This is a genomic window from Streptomyces sp. NBC_00012 (assembly GCF_045040875.1).
Taxonomy (GTDB): Bacteria; Actinomycetota; Actinomycetes; order Streptomycetales; family Streptomycetaceae; genus Streptomyces.
The window spans coordinates 7647091-7667149 of the sequence record NZ_CP108309.1; the positions used below are offsets into that span (position 1 = coordinate 7647091).

A 20059-nucleotide genomic window follows, 5' to 3' on the forward strand; every position below is an offset into this window, starting at 1 on the left:
GCTCTAGCGCATGTCAGGCGGATGGTACTCGCTGCCCGGGTGCGGGGCGACCGTGGGCCGCGAGGAGGTTCCTGGGAGCCCGGAATTCAGCCCGGGGCGACGAACCCGGATTCATATGCCGCGATCACCGCCTGGGTACGGTCCCTCGCGCCCAACTTGGCCAGTACGGCACTGACATGGGTTTTCACCGTCTCGATGCCGACCACGAGCTTGGCAGCGATCTCCGCGTTCGACAGGCCACGGGCCATCAGCCGGAGGACGGCGGACTCCCGCTCGGTCAGCGCCGCCCGGTCCATCACCGCGCGCGCCTTGCTCGTCCCGTACTCGGCCGCGAGCTGCCGGACCGCCGCCGGGAAGAGCAGAGACTCGCCCTCGGCGACCAGGCGCACCGCATGCACGATCTCGGCTGGCCGGGCACGTTTGAGAAGGAAGCCGTCCGCACCGGCACGCAGCGCCTCATAGACGTATTCGTCGTTCTCGAAGGTGGTCACCACAAGGATCTTCGGCGGATCAGGCACTGTACGCAGCACCACCCGCGTGGCCTCGATCCCGTCCATCAACGGCATCCTGACATCCATGGCCACCACGTCGGGGCGCAGCTGACGCAGCAGCGGGATCACGGCGGCGCCGTCTCCCGCCTCGCCCACCACCTCGATATCGGGCTGGGCCTCAAGGACCGCACGCAACCCCGTGCGGACGAGGGGCTCGTCGTCGACCAGAAGTACGCTAACCGGCATTCGGCCACCCTAGGCCCTGTCGTCAAACTGCCGTCGTTGCCCGGAGGGCGGCCGCGCGGCGGATCATCCGCCCGCATCCGGAGTGCCGATGCCACTGCCTCGCGACGTGTCGGATCCGACGACGCGCACGGATGCACCAGCGCCAAGGGCTACGGGGCAGCCCTCAGGCCGTCCAGCGGGAGCCTCGCACGAACGCGCCACCCCCCTTCGTACGGACCCGTCTCAGCCTTTCCGCCCAGCAGAGCGGCCCGCTCCCGGATGCCCCGAAGCCCGCTCCCGCCGCCCGGCACAGCCGCCGATTCAATCGCCGGGTCGCCGAGCGGATTGGTCACCTCCAACTCCAGACCGCCTTCGGCGACGGCGATCCGCACACGGACGGGGACCGTACCCGAATGACGCAGCACATTGGTGAGGGACTCCTGAAGGATGCGATACCCCTCGCGGGAGACCGAGCCCGGGACCTGCTCCAGCGGACCTGACACGTCAGCGTCGATCTTCGCGCCCGATCCGCGCGCGGAGTCCAGGAGCCGATCCGCTTCCACGAGCGTCGGTCGTTGCCCCACCGGCTTTCCCGATTCGCGGAGCACCCGCAGAACACGCTCCAGATCGTCGAGCGCGTCCCGGCCCGTCTCCTCGATCGCGGCCAGGGCGCGTTCGGTGAACTCCGGGTCGTGCGCCGCCCGGGCCGCGCCGGCCTGTACGACCGCGACCGTCAACGCGTGCCCGATCGAGTCGTGCAGCTCACGTGCGATGCGGTTGCGCTCCAGCAACTGCTCGGTGCGCTCCTCCAGAGCGGTCAGCCGCTGTGCCGGAGAGGGGCCGAGAAGCCGCTTCGCGGCCTCCGTGATCAGTCGGCCGCTCACCACGACGACGGCGAGCAGCGCCAGGATCGGCAGGGGGAAGAGCAGGGCATACCACCAGTGCGGATCCACCCCGCGGACCAGCCATTGATCGCTCGGGCCGTCGTCGGAGGCCGTGAGAACGAGGTCCACCGCCGTTGCCGACAGCCACACCGTCGCGTACCCCGCGGGAAGGGCGAGCAGCATTCGTATCTCCAGCCACAGCACGGTTCGCCAGCGGTCCCCCCAAGTGGCCGCCGTGGTCGCGGAGATACTGGCATCAACCTTGTCTCGCTCCTCCGGTACGAGGAGAAGTTGTGCCTGTACTCCCTCGGCCAGCCGCGTACCGGGCAACAAGCCGACCGGTACGGCGAAGACCATGGGCGCCCAAGGGGATTCCGGCGAGATGAACAACCACACGCTGTAGCCCGCACCCGGGATGAGGAGATGCAGCCACCGGGTGTAGGTGACAGACGAGGCGAGCGGGCGCAGAAGGCGGAACATGCAGCCATCGTGCCAGTCCGCATACGCGTGGCGGCTCCCCCGCGAGAGGGAGGTGATCCCCACTCGCGGGGGAAGCGGGGACCCGGGCGTGACCGCGAGGGTGAGGACATGACCAGCATCGACGTCCACGAGCTCACCAAGGCATACGGCACGACCCGTGCCGTGGACAACCTCACGTTCAGTGTGCGCCCCGGGCGCGTCACCGGTTTCCTCGGTCCCAATGGTGCAGGCAAGTCCACCACCATGCGCCTCGTACTCGGCCTCGACCGGCCCACCGGCGGCAAGGCCACGATAGGAGGGCAGCCCTACACCGCGCTCAGCGATCCACTGCGGCGGGTGGGCGCCTTGCTGGACGCGCAGGCCGCCCATGGCTCGCGCACCGCGCGGAACCACCTGCTCGCCCTGGCGGTCAGTAATGGCCTCGGCGCGCGCAGGGTCGAGGAGGTCCTGGGAGAGGCAGGCCTCAGTGAGGTCGGCGGAACCCGGATCAAGACCTTCTCACTCGGCATGCGGCAGCGGCTGGGCATAGCGGCCGCGCTGCTGGGTGACCCGGAGGTCGTGATGCTGGACGAGCCGTCGAACGGTCTCGATCCGGAAGGCATCATCTGGATCCGGGAGCTGATGAAACGGCTCGCCCGCGAGGGACGCACGGTCCTGGTCTCCAGCCATCTGATGAACGAGACCTCGTCGTTCGCCGACCACCTTGTGATTCTCGGCCGGGGCCGGCTCCTCGCCGACCTGCCGATGCAGGACTTTCTGGACTCCCGCAGCAGGCCCCGTGCACGGGTACGCACGACCGAATCCACCCGGCTGCGCGATGTCCTCATCCGCAAAGGATACGAACCCGCGCAGGGTGAGGACGGCTCTTGGACCATCGACGGTGTCAAGGCCGGGGAGGTCGGTGCGATAGCCGCCGTCGAGGGCATCCCTGTCCTCGAACTCATCGATGAGCAGGCCACGTTGGAGCAGGCATATCTCGATCTCACCGCCGACGCCACGGAATTCGCATCGGCTTCGACCTCATCCGTCAACCGTCAGGAGGCCTGACCATGTCGACCACCGCAGTGCTGCGTTCCGAGTGGATCAAGATCAGATCGGTCCGGTCCGTCACGGGATCCTTGATATCCGTCCTTGCCGTGACACTTGCCGTCACCTTGCTCGCTTTCGCCACCGTCGGCCAGGCCGAGGCGGACAATGTCGACGCCGAGCCGGTCTTCGACGCATTCTACGGGCTGAACTTCGGCCAGATCGCGGCCATCAGCTTCGGAGCGACCGCGATCTCGTCCGAGTATCTGAATGGAGCCCTGCGGATATCGCTTGCCGCTGTGCCACGCCGCAATCTCTTCTACGCTGCCAAGATCGCCCTCGTCGGGGCGCTGGCACTCGTCGTGGGCCTCGTCACCAGCTTCGGCGCCTTCCTGGTGGGACAGCTGTTCATGGGAAAGTACGCGATCGGCCTGGGGGAGCCGGGCGTTCTGCGGGCAGCCTTCGGGGGCGGGATCTATCTGGCGCTGATGGCCCTGTTCGCGGCCGGACTGACTGTAGTGCTGCGTAGCGCCGTAGCCGTGCTCAGCCTGCTCATCCCGTTCGTTCTCATAGTCTCCTTCGTGGTCGGTGACGTCGCAGGCGGCGCCGCGCAGTATCTGCCGGACCGGGCGGGACAGTTGGTGCTCCACCAGAATCCCGAGGGAAGCCTCGGTCCATGGGGTGGGCTCGCGGTAACAGCGGCTTGGGCGGCAGCCGCCGTCCTGGCAGGCTGGTGGGCGGTCCGGCGCAGGGACGCGTAGCCGGCTGCCTGGAACTGAATACGGATCAGAACGGCTGAAAGCATCTCAAACATCATGGCGAGGAGCGGCTTGTCAGTGGTGCGCGGTTTACTGACGACATGACCACCGCACATCACCTCCGCCTCATCGACGCGATGCGTACCTCGGGCTTTCCCACGGAACGCATTCGGTCAGGCTCGGGAGTCAGCGGGCCCGGCTACCACGCGGCGTCCCTGCACGCGGATGTCGATCACTGGGATGACGACGAGGCGCGGCGACTGGAACACCGGGCCCAGTGCCTCGCAGAGCATGACGCCCTGCTGACACTGCTCGCTGGTCGCTGGGGTGAGCCGCAGGCGATCAGCATGTGGAGCGCACAGGAGCGGATGATCGCGGGCGAGGAGATACCGGAGGCATGGGCCGATACGGTTGCGGGCTGCGAGTTTCTTCGGCTCTGGAGGGTTGAGGAACGGTGGATCGGTATCGGGCTCTACCTGGAGGAGGAAGGGCCGGGGTGTGAATTGAACGTCGTGGTGACGGAGATCGATCCGCCGTGACCCGAGCAGGCTGCCGTCGGTTTATGCGGACGGACGGACGGACGGACGGACGGACGGGCGGGCGGGCGGGCGGAGGCTGGCGCCTCGGGGGAGAGGCGGCGCTCACCCCGCTGTCCGGCTCGGATGGGGTGAGGCCGTTGGGGCCGGCCGAGGACGTCCGGCGCGGACGAGGCGGTGGTGCCGGGAACGGAGGATGTGGTGCCGGGCGCGTCAGGGGGCTTCTGTGGGGATGACGGGGTCGGCGGGGACAGCGGGGCTGGCGGTGCTGTGGTCGACGCAGGCGAGGAGGCGGGCGTACTCCTCCGCCATGGTCTGAACGGTCCAGTGGGCGTTGAGGCCGCTGGGGTTGGGCAGCGCCCAGACCCGGGCGCCGCCGATCATGTGGTCCTGCGGACCGATCCGGGCGGTACGCCTGCCGAAGGCCGTGCGGTAAGCCGTGACTCCTACGACCGCCAGCCATTGCGGTCGCAGCAGTTCGACCTTGGCTGCCAGGATCTGACCGCCCTCGCGGAACTCCTCGGCGGACAGCTCGTCCGCCCGGGCGGTGGCTCTCGCGACCACATTGGTGATGCCGAGGCCGTATCGCAGAAGGTCGGCCTGTTCGGCAGGCTTCAACTGCCGGGGTGTGAAGCCCGACCGGTGGAGTACCGGCCAGAACCGGTTGCCGGGGTGGGCGAAGTGGTGGCCCGTCGCCCCCGTCATCAGGCTCGGGTTGATCCCGCAGAACAGCACACGCAGGCTGCCCGCGACCACATCGGGAACGGTGCGGTCGCGGGCAGCCCGGAGCTCTTCGGGTGTCATCCGGCTGTGGCCGTCAGAGGATGGAGCCCGGCGTGTATCCGGCGGCCTCGGGGTGCTGCTTGGCGATCTGCTCGATGCGGGAGACCAGTGCCGTGACCTGGTCGCCCGCCGCCCCGGTGAAGGAGAGCTTGTCGGCCATCAGTGCGTCGAGCTGCGCACGGTCCAGCGGGATGCGGTCGTCGGCGGCCAGCTTGTCGAGCAGCTCATTGCGCTCGGCGCCCTGCTCGCGCATGGCCAGGGCCGAGGCGACCGCGTTCTCCTTGATCGCCTCGTGGGCGACCTCACGGCCGACACCAGCGCGCACCGCGCCCATCAGGACCTTGGTCGTAGCGAGGAACGGGAGGTAGCGATCCAGCTCACGAGCGACGACGGCCGGGAACGCCCCGAACTCGTCGAGCACCGTCAGGAAGGTCTCCAGCAGGCCGTCGAACGCGAAGAAGGCGTCCGGGAGCGCCACCCGGCGGACCACGGAGCAGGACACGTCGCCCTCGTTCCACTGGTCGCCCGCCAGCTCGCCGGTCATCGACGCGTACCCGCGCAGGATGACCATCAGGCCGTTGACACGCTCGCAGGACCGGGTGTTCATCTTGTGCGGCATCGCGGACGAGCCGACCTGACCCGGCTTGAAGCCCTCGGTCACCAGCTCGTGCCCGGCCATCAGACGGATCGTCTTGGCGACCGATGACGGGGCCGCGGCCAGCTGGACCAGCGCGGTCACCACGTCGTAGTCGAGCGAGCGCGGGTAGACCTGGCCGACGGAGGTGAAGGCCTGGGAGAAGCCGAGGTGCGTGGCGATGCGCTGTTCGAGGTCGGCGAGCTTCCCGGCGTCGCCGCCCAGCAGGTCGAGCATGTCCTGCGCCGTGCCGACGGGGCCCTTGATGCCCCGCAGCGGGTAGCGGTCCAGCAGATCCTCGAGCCGTCCGTAGGCCACCAGCAGTTCGTCGGCCGCGGTCGCGAACCGCTTGCCGAGCGTGGTCGCCTGCGCGGCGACGTTGTGGGAGCGACCGGCCATGACCAGCTCGCGATACTCGCCGGCCAGCTTGCCGAGCCTGGCCAGGACCGCGACCGTGCGGTCGCGCATCAGCTCCAGGGAGAGCCGGATCTGCAGCTGCTCGACGTTCTCCGTGAGGTCCCGGGACGTCATGCCCTTGTGGACCTGCTCGTGGCCGGCGAGGGCGTTGAACTCCTCGATGCGGGCCTTGACGTCGTGCCGGGTGACCTTCTCGCGCTCGGCGATCGAGGCAAGGTCGACCTGGTCGACGACACGTTCGTAATCGGCGAGCGCGGCGTCCGGCACCTCGATCCCGAGGTCCTTCTGAGCGCGCAGCACCGCCAGCCACAGCTGGCGTTCCAGCTTCACCTTCTGCTCGGGGGACCAGAGGACGGCCAGCTCCGTGGAGGCGTAGCGGCCGGCCAGGACATTGGGGATGCGAGGCTTCGCAGACACAGCAGTCACGTGTCCAGAGTTTACCTTTCGTCTTCAGCGGTTCGTGACCGTCCACCAAGCCCATGAGGTCCAGGTCAGAAGCTCCTGGACCACCGTCTCACACACTGTGTGTGAGACACGCGTGAGACGAAACGGCCCCGGGCGGGTGATTCCAGCACCGTCGGGGCCTTGAGACGAAACCCTTCCGATCAAGGGAGCCGAATGCGTGCAGGACCGTAGCCTGAGGCGCCGAGCCGGGCGGCTTCGGTGCGGCTGTTCTCGAAGCACTCGCCACGCCCGCACCGGCCGGCTCTCCGCTTTCGAGCACGCGGAGCAACGATGCGGTGACGACACGCGTCGTGCGGCCAGTGTGCGGCACGCAGCACGGGAACCGCGACGAACCAGGTCGTAGCCCTTCGCCCGCGAGAACCTCAACGCCCTGGAAATATCCTCCACGCTCCCTGTTCCGCCCCAGGTGGCGCGGATATGCGAAGGGCTGTACTGGGCGTCCTGCACGTCGTCAATCCGTCCGTGCATTCCGGATTCTCCCGTTCCAGGGTGCTGCTTATTCGCAGCCTATGCAGTTTGTGACTTGCGCCTCGTCACGCTGCGCAATTGTGGCTTGGCGGAGAACTCGACCGTTCAAGATCGCTGGGCAGAGGGCCCGGCGGCGCTGTGAGGCTGGCTGCGCGGGCGGCAGTGACGAAATCCTTACGGTGGGATTCGAGGCGTTCGATGAGCGGGTCCCGGACCCATCCACCGATCAGTTGCTCCCACATGGCCGGGCAACGGTCGGCCAGGGAGAGAGCCTGAGCCACTTGCATTTCGGTGAGGGTGGCGCTGCTGCGGAGGCAGTAGTCCAGAAGATCCCGGTCACGCCTTCTTTGCTACTCGTCCTTGCGCGCCCACCCGACGAGAAATTCCCAGGCACGTAGGCCGAGCCATGACGATCATCGGTGCACTCCTCTGGGTCGCCGGGACACCAGCCTGCTTCCAGGGAGCTGATCGGCGCGCGCAGTACCGCGCGATCGAGCGCGCAGCGTTCCAGGAGGCGGCATTGCGAGAGAAGGAACTCTGCGGCTGCAAGGACATCATGAGGGGCGAGGAGTTCCAGCGAGGCGTATCGGGCTTCCACCGGGATAGCGTGCTTGGCCACGAGCCCCGGGCGTTCATCGTGATCGAGGCTCGGGAGTCGCTTCACCACACCCACCAGGGTGTCGGAGACGCTCAGGAACTCCATGCACGCGCTGTCGAGTGCAATGTGCCGTTGCTGATCCCACTGGAGGAGGCTCTGGGTCTGTACCGCCGAGATGGCCGTGTCGGCCTGGATGCGCCCGGCCAGGAGCGCGGCAGACGTTGCACTTTCTGCGCTGCGTTTGGTCCACCACGCTGCAACCAAGGCAGTGGGAACGGAGAGAACGGCTGCGACCGCGCCCAAGTCGACCATGTCCATGGACCAATGCTGGGTGACAAGACCGGCCATGAGGGCGGTTCGGCGCAAGTTGATGAGACCCGACATTTGTTTCTGCTCGCCAGGATGCGGGCGGCACCGGCGAAGTCTTGAAGCTGACTGCGGCCAGGACGCGGCCATATCCCGCGCACGGGCTCACGATGTGCCCGCAGAGCCTGTCCACAGCAGTCTTCGGCCGACGGGCTTTGGACAACCGGGTTGTGCTTGGGGGAATGAACTGGGTTGACTGGCGGCTTGGTGCGGCGGGCGGAGGCCGACGTCGCGTTGCGACGTGCAGGTCGTGCCCGTACCGCGTTCGCGTTGAAACTCCGACGCCTGGAAGGCCAATTGGCTGCGCCGGGAACAGCCGGACCCATCGGCACGGTTGCACCGACCGAGAGACCGGCGCCGTACGGGCGGGGAGCACGGAGACTGCAAGGTCATCCGCCCCGCCAGGATCCGGATCCGGATCCCAGGATCGCGGTACGCCCGCCGCGCACTCGGACCAAGACGTATTTCTGCAGGAGGACTGTTTCATGACTGACCGGCCGTTGACGCTCATGGCAGTACACGCCCACCCCGACGACGAGGCCACCGGAACCGGAGGGGTCCTCGCGCGGTACGCGGCGGAAGGCATCCGCACGGTTCTCGTGACGTGTACCGACGGCGGTTGCGGTGATGGACCGGGGGGTGTCAAGCCGGGCGATCCCGGGCATGATCCGGCGGCCGTTGCCTCGATGCGCGGCCAAGAACTCAAGGCGAGTTGTGACGTCCTGAAGGTCAGCCATCTGGAGCTGCTGGACTATGCCGACTCCGGGATGATCGGCTGGCCGAGCAATGACGCCCCCGAATCCTTCTGGCAGACCCCCGTGGAGGAAGGTGCTGCCCGACTTGCGGGGCTCATGCGGCACTACCGACCCGATGTGGTCGTCACCTACGACGCGAACGGCTTCTACGGCCACCCCGACCACATCCAGGCCCACCGCATCACGATGGCGGCGCTGGAGATGACCGCGCTGACACCGAAGGTGTACTGGACGACGATGCCTCGCTCGATGATGCAGCGGTTCGGGGAGACCATGAGCGAGTTTCGCGGGGACATGCCGGAGCCGGATCCTGCCGAGGCCGCCGCGATGGCCGAGATCGGCCTGCCCGACGACGAGATCACCACGTGGGTGGACACCACCGCATTCAGCGGTCAGAAGTTCGATGCGCTGGCCGCGCACGCCAGTCAGGGCGAGAACATCTTTTTCCTCAAGATGGGCAAGGAGAGGTTCGGTGAGTTGATGGGCATGGAGACCTTCGTACGTGTCAAGGACGCCACTGGCGCGGCCGTACCCGAGAACGATCTCTTCGCCGGACTGCGCTGATCCGCTGTGTGTCGTCACTACCGCGTTGGCGCCGGCGTGGACTGGGCAGTTCGCCAGTCGGGTGGCGGCCGGCACAGCACTGGGGCTCCTGTCCGCAGTCGGGCTGCCCGCGATGGCCCGAATGTTGCAGAGCGGGATCCGTGAGCGGCGACAACTCGCCATGGGCGGGCTGCTGTTTGCGGGTGTGCTTTGGGTCGCTTCGGTGCCTGCCTCCTTTGCCGTCCACGTGGCCGTGCTGCGTGAAGACGCAGGGGGGTCGGTCCGGCCAGTTGGAGACATCCTTCTCTGGATAACACTCGGGCTGTCTATCGAGCTCACCGCCGTTGAACACACGTCTTGCCTGGTCCGGTCGGGCGCGAGGAGTGGATGCTCCGGGTGGGTCAACGTCGTGGTGTCGGCGACGTAGAAGCACTCCGGGCGCTTGTCCGGGCCGCCCGGCATGTCGGCGATCAGGTCGTCGACGCAGGCGCCCTCGCAGACGGCGTGTTCGTGGACCTCGACGGGTGTCGTGTCGTCCTTGGTAAGCAACGCCATGAGCGCGCGCCGGGCATCGGGGTGCCAGTGGTCGGTGAGACAGCCGATTGCGTCCAGCGTCGCCCGGTGGCAGCACGTCTCCGGCTGCCCGCGGCAGGACACCCGTGGTGCCGGACGGCGGCGCGGGCGTCCTGCCAGCGGGGAGGGTCAGGCGGGTGCGGTCTCCTCCAGCGCCACCACGACCATCACCGGAAGATCGGTGTCCTGCTGGATCACGCCAGCGGTCAGGATCCGGCCGTCGAGGGTCCACTTCTTCACCGCGATGAACTCGTCCCTGTCCGCCGCCGTCTGCTCGGCCTCGACGAGGTGGCCGACGAGAGGATCCACTGCTGCTCGTAGCTCTGGTTGGCGACGAGCCGCCGGTATCGGAATCACGGGCCTTCGAGCGGCTTGTCCGTCAGTTGGCCCAGGCATTTGAGCTGCGGGCACGGCGACAGCCCGAAGGAGTCGCAAACGGTGAACGTGTTGTGCACGTGGGCGGCCGGATTCGGCGCGCGTCCGAGGCCGAGGGGATCCGGGGAGGCGTAGCGACCGGCGGTCCGTGCAGGCCGGCGCCGCGGTCCGCTTTGTGGGTTGCTACGAGAGCGGTGCCGAGTCGACGCGGCGCCAGGTCGCCACTGGACCGGGGGTGCCGGTGTCCTCCGGGGTGACCCAGAACGCCCGCCCCAGTTCGGAGCTGTACTGGGTGCCCGTCCGGCCGTCCCCGGACGAGCGGCCGGTCAGGCGGCGGCCGATCCAGGGCATCAGATGCTCGCGGGCGAAGCGGAGGTCGTCGACGCGCCGCTTCGCCCACCTGGGCGGTACGGCGGTCGGCAGGGGTGTTTGCCAGTCGTTCTCCGGAGGCAGCCCCAGCGTCTGCCAGACCGCCTCGGCGACCCTGGTGTGCCCGTCCGCCGTCAGATGCAGCCGGTCGACGTCCCACAGCCTGGGATCGCCCAGTGCCGATGCCCCGTACAGATCGACGACCACCGCTCCGTGCCGGGCCGCCAGGTCGTCGACCAGGGCGAACAACTCCTCCATCCGCGCCCGGAAACGCTCCATCACCGGACCGTTGCGCCCCGGGCTTCGCATGAGCACGAGTGTGTTGCACGAGGGTGCGAGTCGCTCCACGGCCTCTTCGAGCCGTCCGCGGACCATACCCATGTCGCACTTGGGTCGCAGCGTGTCGTTGAGTCCGCCGACGAGTGTGACGACATCCGCCCGCATGGCGGCGGCCACATCGACCTGCTCATCGACGATCTGGCCGATCAGCTTGCCCCGTACGGCGAGATTCGCGTACCGGAATCCCGGCGCGCGGGCCGCGAGCCGTCCGGCGAGGACGTCGGCCCAGCCGCGGTACGAGCCGTCGGGCAGCAGGTCCGACATGCCCTCGGTGAACGAGTCGCCGACCGCGACAAGACTGTTGTAGGAGGCATTTGTTTCCATGGCGATGCGATCGTATCGCGGCGGCTCCGGCCCCTTCCGGCCCCTTCCGGCGTCCGCATCCACGCTGGGGGCGGACCAGGGGAATCCCGCCGTGGCGGGGGCCGCGGCCGGAATCCCGTACCGCGGCCCCCGCATCGGTCAGCGCGCCTTCGGGCGCCCCACCAGCTCGCGGAGCACGTCCTCCATGGTGACCATTCCGGCCAGCCGGTCGTCCTCGTCGAGTACCGCCGCCAGGTGCGTACGGCTGCGGCGCAGCGCGGTCAGGGCGTCGTCGAGCGGTGTGCCGGCCCGGACCCGCGCGATCGGACGCATTGCCGTCACCGGGAACGGCACATCGCGCGGGGTGGCATCAAGGGCGTCCTTCACATGGAGGTAGCCCAGGATCCGCTCCTCGCTGTCCATCACGGGGAAGCGGGAGAAGCCGGTCTCGTACGAGAGCCGCTCCAGCTGTTCCGGCGTGGTCCCGATCTTGGCGTACACGACCCGGTCCACCGGCATCACCACATCGCGCACCGGACGACGGCCCAGCTCCAGAGTGTGTCGCAGTCGCTCGGCCGAGCGGTCGTCGACCAGCCCGGCGTCGCCCGCATCCGTCACCAGCCGGGCCAGTTCGTCGTCGGAGAACGTGGCGGACACCTCGCCCTTCGTCTCGACCCGGAGGAGCTTGAGCAGCGCGTTGGCGAAGGCGTTGATCGCGAAGATCACCGGGCGCAGCGCCCTGGCGAGGGCCACTAGCGGCGGTCCGAGCAGCAGCGCGGCGCGTACGGGCTCGGCCAGGGCGATGTTCTTCGGCACCATTTCACCCAGGAGCATGTGCAGATACGTCGCCACGGACAACGCGATCACGAACGAGATCGGATGGATCAGCCCGTGCGGCACACCCACCGTGTCGAACACCGGCTCCAGCAGATGTGCGATCGCTGGCTCGGCGACGATACCGAGCACCAGCGTGCAGAGGGTGATGCCGAGCTGCGCGGCCGCGAGCAGTGCCGATACGTGTTCGAGGCCCCAGACGACGCTGCGCGCCCGCCGGTTCCCGGCCTCGGCCTCGGGCTCGATCTGACTGCGGCGCACGGAGATCAGTGCGAACTCCGCCCCGACGAAGAAGGCATTGACGACCAGGGTCATCAGTCCGATGAAGAGCTGGACGGCGATCATCGTGCGTCCTCCGTCCGCTCGTCGTCACCGGGCAGCGGCGCGTGCAGCAGGGCCCGCGCGGCGCGGCGTCCGGACGCGTCGACCACATCGATCCGCCAGCCCGCCAGCTCGACCGCGTCACCCACTGAGGGGATGCGGCCGACCTCGGTGGCGACGAGCCCGGCGAGTGTCTCGTACGGTCCGTCGGGCACCCGTAGTCCGATCGTCTTCAGCTGGTCGATGCGCGCGGCGCCGTCGGCCGACCACAGGGTCCGTCCGTCGGCATCCTCACCGGCCGGTGCCAGGTCCGAGGTCTCGTGCGGGTCGTGCTCGTCGCGCACCTCACCGACCACTTCCTCGACGATGTCCTCCAGTGTCACGACCCCGGCCGTGCCGCCGTACTCGTCGATGACCACGGCCATGGCGATCTTGCCGGACAGCCGGTCCAGGAGCCGGTCCACCGTGAGCGTCTCCGGAACGAGCAGGGGTTCGCGCAGCATCTCCGACACGCGGGTACGGGACCGCCGCTCGGCGGGGATGGCCAGCACGTCCTTGATGTGCGCCACACCGACGACGGTGTCCAGGCTGCCGAGGTAGACGGGGAAACGGGACAGGCCCGTCGCCCGGGTGGCGTTCGCGACGTCCTCGGCGGTCGCCTGCGCCTCCAGCGCGGTGACCTGGACCCGGGGGGTCATCACGTTCTCGGCCGTCAGTTCGGCCAGGTTGAGCGTGCGGACGAACAGCTCCGCCGTGTCGGCCTCCAGCGCACCTTCCTTCGCGCTGTGCCGGGCCAGCGCCGCCAGCTCCTGCGGACTGCGCGCCGAGGCCAGTTCCTCGGCCGGTTCGAGGCCGAAGCGGCGCACGATCCGGTTGGCCGTGTTGTTGAGGTGGCTGATGAAGGGGCGGAAGACGGCGGTGAAGGCCCGTTGTGGGGTGGCCACGGTCTTCGCCACGGCGAGCGGGGAGGAGATCGCCCAGTTCTTCGGGACCAGTTCACCGACGATCATCAGGAACACGGTGGACAGTGCCGTTCCCAGCACGAGCGCCACCGAGGACGCCACGCTCGGGGAGAGGCCGACCGCCTCCACCGGACCGCGGATCAGCTTGGCGATGGACGGTTCGGAGAGCATGCCGACCACCAGGTTGGTGACGGTGATGCCGAGCTGAGCGCCGGAGAGCTGGAAGGTGAGGCTGCGTACGGCCTTCATGGCGCTCGCCGCGCCACGCTCGCCCCGCTCGACGGCGCGTTCGAGCTGTCCGCGCTCGACCGTCGTCAGAGAGAACTCGGCCGCGACGAAGGCGCCGCAGGCCAGCGAGAGCAGCACTGCCACAAGGAGCAGAAGCACTTCGGTCATCGGTTCACCTCCGTCCCATGATCGGGCAGGGACAGGAGGATCGCTCGGTGCCGACGATACGGACTACTGGGAGGCTCGCCCATGGGCGGACGCTCACACCTTTCGGAAGGATCGGACAGGACGACCCCATAGTAAAGGATCGGCAAAGTCGGCTGATTTCCTGGTGATCTTCTCAGTCGGTGAGCGGCTTCACCCAGCGCCGCCAGTGATCCTCGCGGTGGTAGCCGCCAGCGGCCCAGGCGTGGTGTGCCCGTTCGTTGGCTTCCAGGACCATGGCGTCGACCCGTCGCCCGCCCAGGGCGAGGAATCGCTGTTCCGCGGCTTCCGTCAAGGCGGTGGCGATCCCTTGCCGGCGGCAGTCGGGGTGCACGGCCAGCCGGTAGGCGGAGCACCGCCAGCCGTCGAAACCGGCTATGACGGTTCCCACGAGGCGGCCGTCACGGTCCGCCAGCAGCAGGGCTTCGGGGTCTCTCGAGATGAGCCGGGCCACTCCGTCGTGGTCGTCGCTGATGCTCGTTCCCTCTGCGGCCTCGCGCCAGAAGCGCAACACGGTGTCGATGTCGGGGAGGCCGGCGCAGCGTATGTGGAGATCACTCATGGGACGAGCCAAGCAGAGAGCCGATCCGTCCGGCGAACGATTTCGGCACCGGTTCCCCGGCTCAGTAGGCGGAGTTGACGTTGTCGATGGAGCCGTAGCGGTCGGCGGCGTAGTTGGCGGCCGCGGTGATGTTGGCGACGGGGTCGGTGAGGCTGTGGGCGGTGCCGTTGACGTGGTAGGCGTTGAAGGTGGGCTGGATGACCTGGAGCAGGCCCTTGGAGGGGGTGCCCTTCTGGGCGTTGACGTCCCAGCCGTTCTGGGCGTTGGGGTTGCCGCTGGACTCGCGCATGATGTTGCGGTGCAGGCCCTCGTAGGTGCCGGGGATGCCCTTGGCCTTCATGACGGCGAGGGATTCCTTGATCCAGCCGTCGAGGTTGTTGGCGTAGGCGTTGCTGTTGCCCTGCTGGGTGTCGCCGGTGGGGGCCGCGGGGGCGGTGGTGGGCTGCTTGGTCTCGGCCGCGTGTGCGGAGGCCGGGGTGAGGGTGAGGGCGGCTGCTGCTGCGGCGGTGGTGGCCAGGGCGGTGAGGGACAGGGTGCGCAGGCGGCTGGTGCGGTTCAGGGTGTGGGTGGTCATGCGGAAGTGACTCTCCTGTGGTGTGGGGTGTGCCGTCCGGTGTGGGCGGCGTGCGGGGCGGGGGCCCTGCGTGGTCCGGCGGGGGTCCGTCCGGGCCGGTCGCGGTGTCCGGCGACGAGAGCCATGGTTAGCGGTGGCCGGGGCGGGGGTCAATGATGTGACGTACTACCCGATTACGGAGCAATGTCCGAAATGAGCCGCTCTGGGCTGTTTCTGTGCCGTTCGGGCGGGCCCGCTTCTACTATCCGGCCTAGGATGTGACGTGGCCCCTATGGGTGGCATCACATCCACAGGGCCATTTCTAGGGCTCGACGGGGGCTCCGCGCGCGGCTCGTGTCCCCGGCGCCGGTGGACTCCTCTTGCAGGTGCTAGCACACCGGCGCTAGCGTGTTGCTGTGCCCAAGACTCAGCTGAACGTGAGAGTGGACGAGGCCACCGCCGAGGCCGCGCGACAGCGCGCGCTGCAGAGGGGGATGAGCGTGAACCGCTACATAGAGGAACTCGTGCGCCAGGACGCGGGCGAGGTCGGCCACACCTTCGTCGAAGCCGCGGCCGACTTCATGAAGCAGTACGAGTCGGTGTTCGCCGAAGAGTTCGGCCCGGAGCGCAAAGGGACGCGTTGAACCTCCAGATCGACCTTGCCTGGCTGCTCATGGTGGCCGAGCACAAGACCCCCGGTGATCCGCAGGTGGTCGACTGGGGTGCGCTGGTGGCCGCCGTGGCCCGTCATGAGGCCGAGATCTTCGGCAGCCCCGTCTACAGCGACCCCCATTCCCGGGCCGCCGCGCTGCTGCAGCTGCTGCTCCACGTACCCGCGCTCGAACACTCCAACGCGATGTTTTCCTCGGCCGTCGCGTACGGCTACCTCGTCGCCTCCGGAGTGAAGGTCATCACCTCGCCCGAGCAGGTCCGTGACCTGGCCCGGCTGGTGAAGGAGGGCAAGGCCGACGTCCGGGCCATCGCCGACGAACTCCGCCAGTGGAGCCTGTGACCGCGCCGGTGACGCGGCGGCGCGCCGTTCCGCGTGCAACACCGGACCGATACGTCAGACCGGGACGTCCGGGCGGCGCGCCACACCCAGCACGCATGTCGACGTGGGCAGCCGGATTCCCCATTCCGGCATCCTGACCCTGCGGTACGTCTCCACCACGAATCCGGCCCGCTCGATCGCGGCCAGGGTGTCGCGTCCCGTATGACACCCGCCCGTCACCAGCGGCCAGACCGTACGGTCCAGTGCTTGCTGCGTCACCGCCATGGCCCGGTCGTCGGCCCGCACATGCTCGAAGAAACGCAGCTCACCGCCGGGCCGCAGCACCCGCACGACCTCCGCGAGCGAGCGTTCCACATTCCGTACGCTGCACAGCACCAGCGAGGCGACCGCCCCGTCGAACGCCTCGCTCTTCACCGGCAGCGCCTCCGCCGCGCCCGGCACCACATCCACCGGGAGTCCGGCACGCAGCGCCGAGCGCACCGCCAGCCGCCGCAGGATGCGCTCCGGTTCGATGGCCACCACCTCCGACACCGCGGGCGGGTAGTGCGCGAAGTTCAGGCCATTGCCCGCGCCTATCTCGATGACCCGGCCGGACATGCCGGCCAGCAGCTCCGAGCGCACCGCGGCCAGTCCCGCCCTGGTCTCCGCGGCCACGCTCATCCGGGCGTAGAACCGGGCGAAGACGGGGTGGTGCACCGTGTCCTGTGGGATTCTCGTGCTGCGCAGACGCATGACGGGCCTCCTCGACCGGGCGCTCCGGCAGAAAGTACGGCTACTTAGATTCTCCCCCGTCCCGCGCGGCTCATCCGCTCATCCGCTCATTCGGCGAGCCGATTCCCACCCAGCTCCGCCGCGAGCCAACTCCGGGCCCGCGCACGGAAGTCGGCGGGCTCCAGCGACCCCGCACCGGCCGGCACCGCACCCAGCAGCGGGGCTGCGGCCACCACGGGGAGGTCCGCCAGATTGCAGCGCGACGCGAGGTCCGGCTCGGCGGGCATGCTGCCCACCACCACACCGAGACACTCCAGTCCCCGGGCCCGCAGCGCCTCCGCGGTCAGCGCCGTGGTGTTGAGCGTGCCCAGCCCGGCGGGCGTCACGACCAGCACCGGCGCGTCCAGCAGCCGGGCGACGTCGGCGAGGGTCGAGCCCTCGTCGTCGAACCGTACGAGCAGGCCCCCCGCACCCTCGATCAGCACCAGATCGTGTTCGGTCGCCAGCTTCTGTGCCGCGTCGGCGATCTCGTACGGCCGCACCGGCGGGAGACCCGCCCTGCGGGCAGCCGTGGCGGGCGCCAACGGCTCCGGGAAACGGGCCAGTTCGACTGCGGTGACATGGCCGCCCGCCAATCGCGCCACCTCGGCGGCATCACCGGGCTCGCCGGGGGCCAGCCCCGTCTGCGCCGGCTTGAGCACCGCGACGCCACGGTCCGCGCACGCCGCCACGGCCGCCGTCACGACCGTCTTGCCGATCTCCGTGCCCGTCCCCGTCACCACCAGAACAGTCATCTCAGCCCTCTCGCGCAGCCGCGCACACGGCGCGGCAGATCCGTGCCACGTCCTCGTCACCGGTCACATACGGCGGCATCGTGTAGACGAGGTCACGGAACGGCCGCAGCCACACCCCTTCCCGTACCGCCGCCCGGGTGGCGGCCGCCATGTCCACCTCGTGATCGAGCTGTGCGACGCCGATCGCGCCCAGCACCCGCACGTCCCGCACCCCGGGGAGTCCCGACGCCGGGGCGAGGCCTTCCCGCAGCCCCGTGCCGATCCGCTTCACCTCCCGCTCCCAGTCCTGGCCGAGCAGCAGATCGACGGAGGCGCACGCCACCGCGGCGGCGAGCGGATTGCCCATGAACGTCGGTCCGTGGGCGAGTACCGGCACCTCACCGCTGGAGATGCCCTCCGCGACCCGGGAGGTGCACAGTGTCGCCGCCATCGTCAGATAGCCGCCGGTCAGGGCCTTGCCCACACACATGACATCGGGGGAGACCCCCGCGTGCCCGGCGGCGAACAGCTTCCCGGTGCGGCCGAAGCCCGTGGCGATCTCGTCGAACACCAGCAGCACCTCATGCTCGTCGCACGCCTCGCGCAGCACCCGCAGATACGCGGGGGAGTGGAACCGCATCCCGCCCGCGCCCTGCACCACCGGCTCCACGATCACCGCGGCCAGCCGGTCGGCGTGCTCGGCGATCAGTTCCCGCAGATGCCGTACGTAGGCGGCATCCGGCTCCGCGTCGAAACCGGCGGGGGGCTCGTCGGCGAAGACCTGGCGCGGCAGCACCCCCGACCACAGCTCGTGCATGCCGCCCTCGGGGTCGCAGACCGACATCGGCTGCCAGGTGTCCCCGTGATAGCCGCCGCGCCAGGTCAGCAGCCGCTGTTTGGCGGGCCGCCCGGCCGAACGCCAGTACTGCAGACACATCTTGACCGCGACCTCGACGGAGACCGACCCCGAATCGGAGAGGAAGACGTGCCGCAGCGGTTCCGGAGTGATCTCGACCAGCCGGGTGGCCAGCCGCACGGCGGGCTCATGGGTGAGCCCGCCGAACATCACATGGCTCATCCGCCCCAGCTGATCACGGGCCGCCTCGTTGAGCACCGGATGGCTGTAGCCGTGCACCGCCGACCACCAGGACGACATGCCGTCGACCAACTCGGAGTGCCCGTGGGCCGGTTCGGCCAGCTTCAGCCGCACCCCGGACGCGGACTCCACGACCAGCGGCTCCTGACGTCCCGGCATGGGGCCGTACGGATGCCAGACGTGGGCCCGGTCCAGGGACCGCAGCTCGGCCGGGGAGAGGACGTCAGGCATTGGGGGCGAGATCCGTTCCCGCGCCGCGACGGCGGACCGCCACCAGATCCGTGCGCGCGCCCGGTACCTCCTGGGACTCGGGCGCGTCCCCGCACGGGGCGCAGCCGCCGTCGTGCGAACCGCAGCCGCCGCCGGGCTCCGCACGGTGCGCGGGCAGTGTCGTCGTGCCCGCTCCCTCCACCTCGAAACCGGCGTCCGCGATCATGTCCAGATCCGCCTGACCCGCCTGCCCCTCGCTGGTGAGGTAGTCGCCCAGGAAGATCGAGTTGACCAGGTGCAGGGCCAGCGGCTGCATCGAGCGCAGATGGACCTCGCGCCCGCCCGCGAGCCGTACCTCCACGTCCGGGCAGACGAACCGGACCATCGCCAGAATCCGCAGACAGCGCTGCGGGGTGAGGTTCCACTCCTTCGCCAGCGGAGTTCCCTCGAACGGGATCAGGAAGTTCACCGGCACCGAGTCCGGGTCCAGTTCGCGCAGCGAGAAGACGACATCGACCAGGTCGGCGTCGCTCTCGCCCATCCCGGCGATCAGACCGGAGCATGCCGAGAGCCCGGCGGCCTGCGCCTGGTGCACGGTCTCCACCCGGTCCGCGTAGGTGTGGGTGGTGGTGATGTCCCCGTAGGTTCCCTCGGACGTGTTGAGGTTGTGGTTGTACGCGTCGGCGCCCGCCGACCGCAGCCGGTCGGCCTGCCCGTCGGAGAGGAGACCGAGGCAGGCGCACACCTCGACGCCCTCGTTCTGTTCCTTGATCGCCTCGATGGTCTCCGACACCCGGTCGACATCGCGGTCCGTCGGACCGCGGCCGCTCGCCACCAGACACACCCGCTTGGCGCCACCCGCCACCCCGGCTGCGGCGGCCTTCGACGCCTCGTCCGGTTTCAGCCAGGTGTACTTGAGGATCTCGGCCTTGGAACCGAGCCGCTGCGAACAGTACGAGCAGTCCTCGGGGCAGAGACCGGACTTGAGGTTGACCAGATAATTCAGCTTCACGCGCCGGCCGAACCACTGACGGCGCACCCTTCCGGCCGCGGCCACCACTTCGAGCAGATCGTCGTCGGAGGTCGCCAGTACGGCGAGGGCTTCTTCGCGGGTCGGCAGCTCGCGCCGCAGCCCCTTGTCCACCAGCGTGTTCAGGAGGTCCATGGTCAAGATCCTGGCCTACCGCACGGCCCGCAGCCAAGGA

21 protein-coding genes and 1 pseudogene are annotated in these 20059 nt (G+C 69.0%); 7 read left to right on the forward strand and 15 right to left on the reverse strand.

Going from position 1 to position 20059, the window contains the following annotated elements; all coding sequences use genetic code 11:
• Window positions 1-86 precede the first annotated feature (86 nt).
• Together OHA19_RS34685 and OHA19_RS34690 are read right to left on the reverse strand one after the other, a co-directional pair.
• Entirely contained in the window at window positions 87-737 is a 651-nt protein-coding gene (locus tag OHA19_RS34685; RefSeq protein WP_405710041.1) for a response regulator, read from the reverse strand.
• 149 nt (window positions 738-886) lie between these two features.
• Window positions 887-2080, reverse strand: a complete 1194-nt coding sequence (locus tag OHA19_RS34690; RefSeq protein ID WP_405710037.1) for a sensor histidine kinase — start codon at window positions 2078-2080, stop codon at window positions 887-889.
• Between the two features lie 108 nt (window positions 2081-2188).
• On the opposite strand from OHA19_RS34690, the gene OHA19_RS34695 reads away from it, so the two are divergent.
• The 3 genes from OHA19_RS34695 to OHA19_RS34705 all read left to right on the forward strand — a co-directional run bounded on the left by OHA19_RS34695 (window position 2189) and on the right by OHA19_RS34705 (window position 4403).
• A complete protein-coding gene (locus OHA19_RS34695; RefSeq protein ID WP_405710034.1) occupies window positions 2189-3127 on the forward strand; it encodes an ATP-binding cassette domain-containing protein in 939 nt (312 codons plus the stop codon).
• 2 nt (window positions 3128-3129) lie between these two features.
• Window positions 3130-3867 (forward strand): ABC transporter permease, encoded by a 738-nt coding sequence (locus OHA19_RS34700; RefSeq protein ID WP_405710031.1) that lies wholly within the window; start codon window positions 3130-3132, stop codon window positions 3865-3867.
• Between the two features lie 98 nt (window positions 3868-3965).
• Window positions 3966-4403 carry a hypothetical protein gene (locus OHA19_RS34705; RefSeq protein WP_405710028.1) on the forward strand — a complete coding sequence of 146 codons (438 nt, stop codon included), beginning with the start codon at window positions 3966-3968 and terminating at the stop codon, window positions 4401-4403.
• Between the two features lie 210 nt (window positions 4404-4613).
• Here OHA19_RS34705 and mug read toward each other — a convergent pair whose 3' ends face one another.
• Together mug and purB are read right to left on the reverse strand one after the other, a co-directional pair.
• Window positions 4614-5204: a G/U mismatch-specific DNA glycosylase gene (mug, locus tag OHA19_RS34710; RefSeq protein ID WP_405752806.1), complete on the reverse strand. Its 591-nt coding sequence runs from the start codon at window positions 5202-5204 to the stop codon at window positions 4614-4616.
• Between the two features lie 13 nt (window positions 5205-5217).
• A complete protein-coding gene (purB, locus tag OHA19_RS34715) occupies window positions 5218-6660 on the reverse strand; it encodes an adenylosuccinate lyase (RefSeq protein WP_405710022.1) in 1443 nt (480 codons plus the stop codon).
• Between the two features lie 913 nt (window positions 6661-7573).
• Between purB and OHA19_RS34720 the strand changes: the two genes are divergently transcribed.
• Together OHA19_RS34720 and OHA19_RS34725 are read left to right on the forward strand one after the other, a co-directional pair.
• The gene (locus tag OHA19_RS34720; RefSeq protein WP_405710019.1) at window positions 7574-8194 is read left to right on the forward strand and encodes a hypothetical protein; all 621 of its coding nucleotides are present in this window, start codon (window positions 7574-7576) and stop codon (window positions 8192-8194) included.
• Window positions 8195-8616: 422 nt separating this feature from the next.
• Window positions 8617-9450 carry a PIG-L family deacetylase gene (locus OHA19_RS34725; protein WP_405710016.1) on the forward strand — a complete coding sequence of 278 codons (834 nt, stop codon included), beginning with the start codon at window positions 8617-8619 and terminating at the stop codon, window positions 9448-9450.
• Window positions 9451-9804: 354 nt separating this feature from the next.
• On the opposite strand, the pseudogene OHA19_RS34730 reads toward OHA19_RS34725, so the two are convergent.
• The 7 genes and pseudogenes from OHA19_RS34730 to OHA19_RS34760 all read right to left on the reverse strand — a co-directional run.
• Window positions 9805-9984, reverse strand: a pseudogene (locus tag OHA19_RS34730) (DUF6924 domain-containing protein); the annotation flags it as partial.
• Between the two features lie 147 nt (window positions 9985-10131).
• Window positions 10132-10311 carry a hypothetical protein gene (locus OHA19_RS34735; protein WP_405710013.1) on the reverse strand — a complete coding sequence of 60 codons (180 nt, stop codon included), beginning with the start codon at window positions 10309-10311 and terminating at the stop codon, window positions 10132-10134.
• A gap of 249 nt (window positions 10312-10560) precedes the next feature.
• Window positions 10561-11409, reverse strand: coding sequence for an SGNH/GDSL hydrolase family protein (locus tag OHA19_RS34740; protein ID WP_405710010.1), 849 nt, complete (start codon window positions 11407-11409; stop codon window positions 10561-10563).
• Window positions 11410-11547: 138 nt separating this feature from the next.
• Window positions 11548-12567: a hemolysin family protein gene (locus tag OHA19_RS34745; protein ID WP_405752809.1), complete on the reverse strand. Its 1020-nt coding sequence runs from the start codon at window positions 12565-12567 to the stop codon at window positions 11548-11550.
• On the reverse strand, window positions 12564-13901 hold the full coding sequence (locus tag OHA19_RS34750; protein ID WP_405710004.1) for a hemolysin family protein: 1338 nt from the start codon (window positions 13899-13901) through the stop codon (window positions 12564-12566). The genes OHA19_RS34745 and OHA19_RS34750 overlap by 4 nt, the downstream gene beginning before the upstream one ends.
• A gap of 172 nt (window positions 13902-14073) precedes the next feature.
• On the reverse strand, window positions 14074-14499 hold the full coding sequence (locus OHA19_RS34755) for a GNAT family N-acetyltransferase (RefSeq protein ID WP_405710001.1): 426 nt from the start codon (window positions 14497-14499) through the stop codon (window positions 14074-14076).
• Window positions 14500-14560: 61 nt separating this feature from the next.
• The gene (locus OHA19_RS34760; protein WP_405709998.1) at window positions 14561-15073 is read right to left on the reverse strand and encodes a transglycosylase SLT domain-containing protein; all 513 of its coding nucleotides are present in this window, start codon (window positions 15071-15073) and stop codon (window positions 14561-14563) included.
• A 395-nt stretch (window positions 15074-15468) separates the two neighbouring features.
• Here OHA19_RS34760 and OHA19_RS34765 point away from each other — a divergent pair, with 395 nt between their 5' ends.
• Together OHA19_RS34765 and OHA19_RS34770 are read left to right on the forward strand one after the other, a co-directional pair.
• Entirely contained in the window at window positions 15469-15696 is a 228-nt protein-coding gene (locus tag OHA19_RS34765) for an antitoxin (protein WP_093551072.1), read from the forward strand.
• The gene (locus OHA19_RS34770) at window positions 15693-16064 is read left to right on the forward strand and encodes a fic family toxin-antitoxin system, toxin component (RefSeq protein WP_405709993.1); all 372 of its coding nucleotides are present in this window, start codon (window positions 15693-15695) and stop codon (window positions 16062-16064) included. The genes OHA19_RS34765 and OHA19_RS34770 overlap by 4 nt, the downstream gene beginning before the upstream one ends.
• 54 nt (window positions 16065-16118) lie before the next feature.
• Here OHA19_RS34770 and OHA19_RS34775 read toward each other — a convergent pair whose 3' ends face one another.
• From OHA19_RS34775 to bioB, 4 genes are all read right to left on the reverse strand, one after another.
• Window positions 16119-16796, reverse strand: a complete 678-nt coding sequence (locus OHA19_RS34775; protein ID WP_405709990.1) for a class I SAM-dependent methyltransferase — start codon at window positions 16794-16796, stop codon at window positions 16119-16121.
• 86 nt (window positions 16797-16882) lie between these two features.
• Complete coding sequence (gene bioD / locus OHA19_RS34780) at window positions 16883-17569, reverse strand: dethiobiotin synthase (protein ID WP_405709987.1); 687 nt, start codon at window positions 17567-17569, stop codon at window positions 16883-16885.
• Between the two features lies 1 nt (window position 17570).
• Window positions 17571-18875 (reverse strand): adenosylmethionine--8-amino-7-oxononanoate transaminase, encoded by a 1305-nt coding sequence (locus OHA19_RS34785; protein ID WP_405752812.1) that lies wholly within the window; start codon window positions 18873-18875, stop codon window positions 17571-17573.
• Complete coding sequence (gene bioB / locus OHA19_RS34790; RefSeq protein WP_405709982.1) at window positions 18868-20019, reverse strand: biotin synthase BioB; 1152 nt, start codon at window positions 20017-20019, stop codon at window positions 18868-18870. Before bioB ends, OHA19_RS34785 begins: the two co-directional genes overlap by 8 nt.
• Between the last annotated feature and the right edge of the window lie 40 nt (window positions 20020-20059).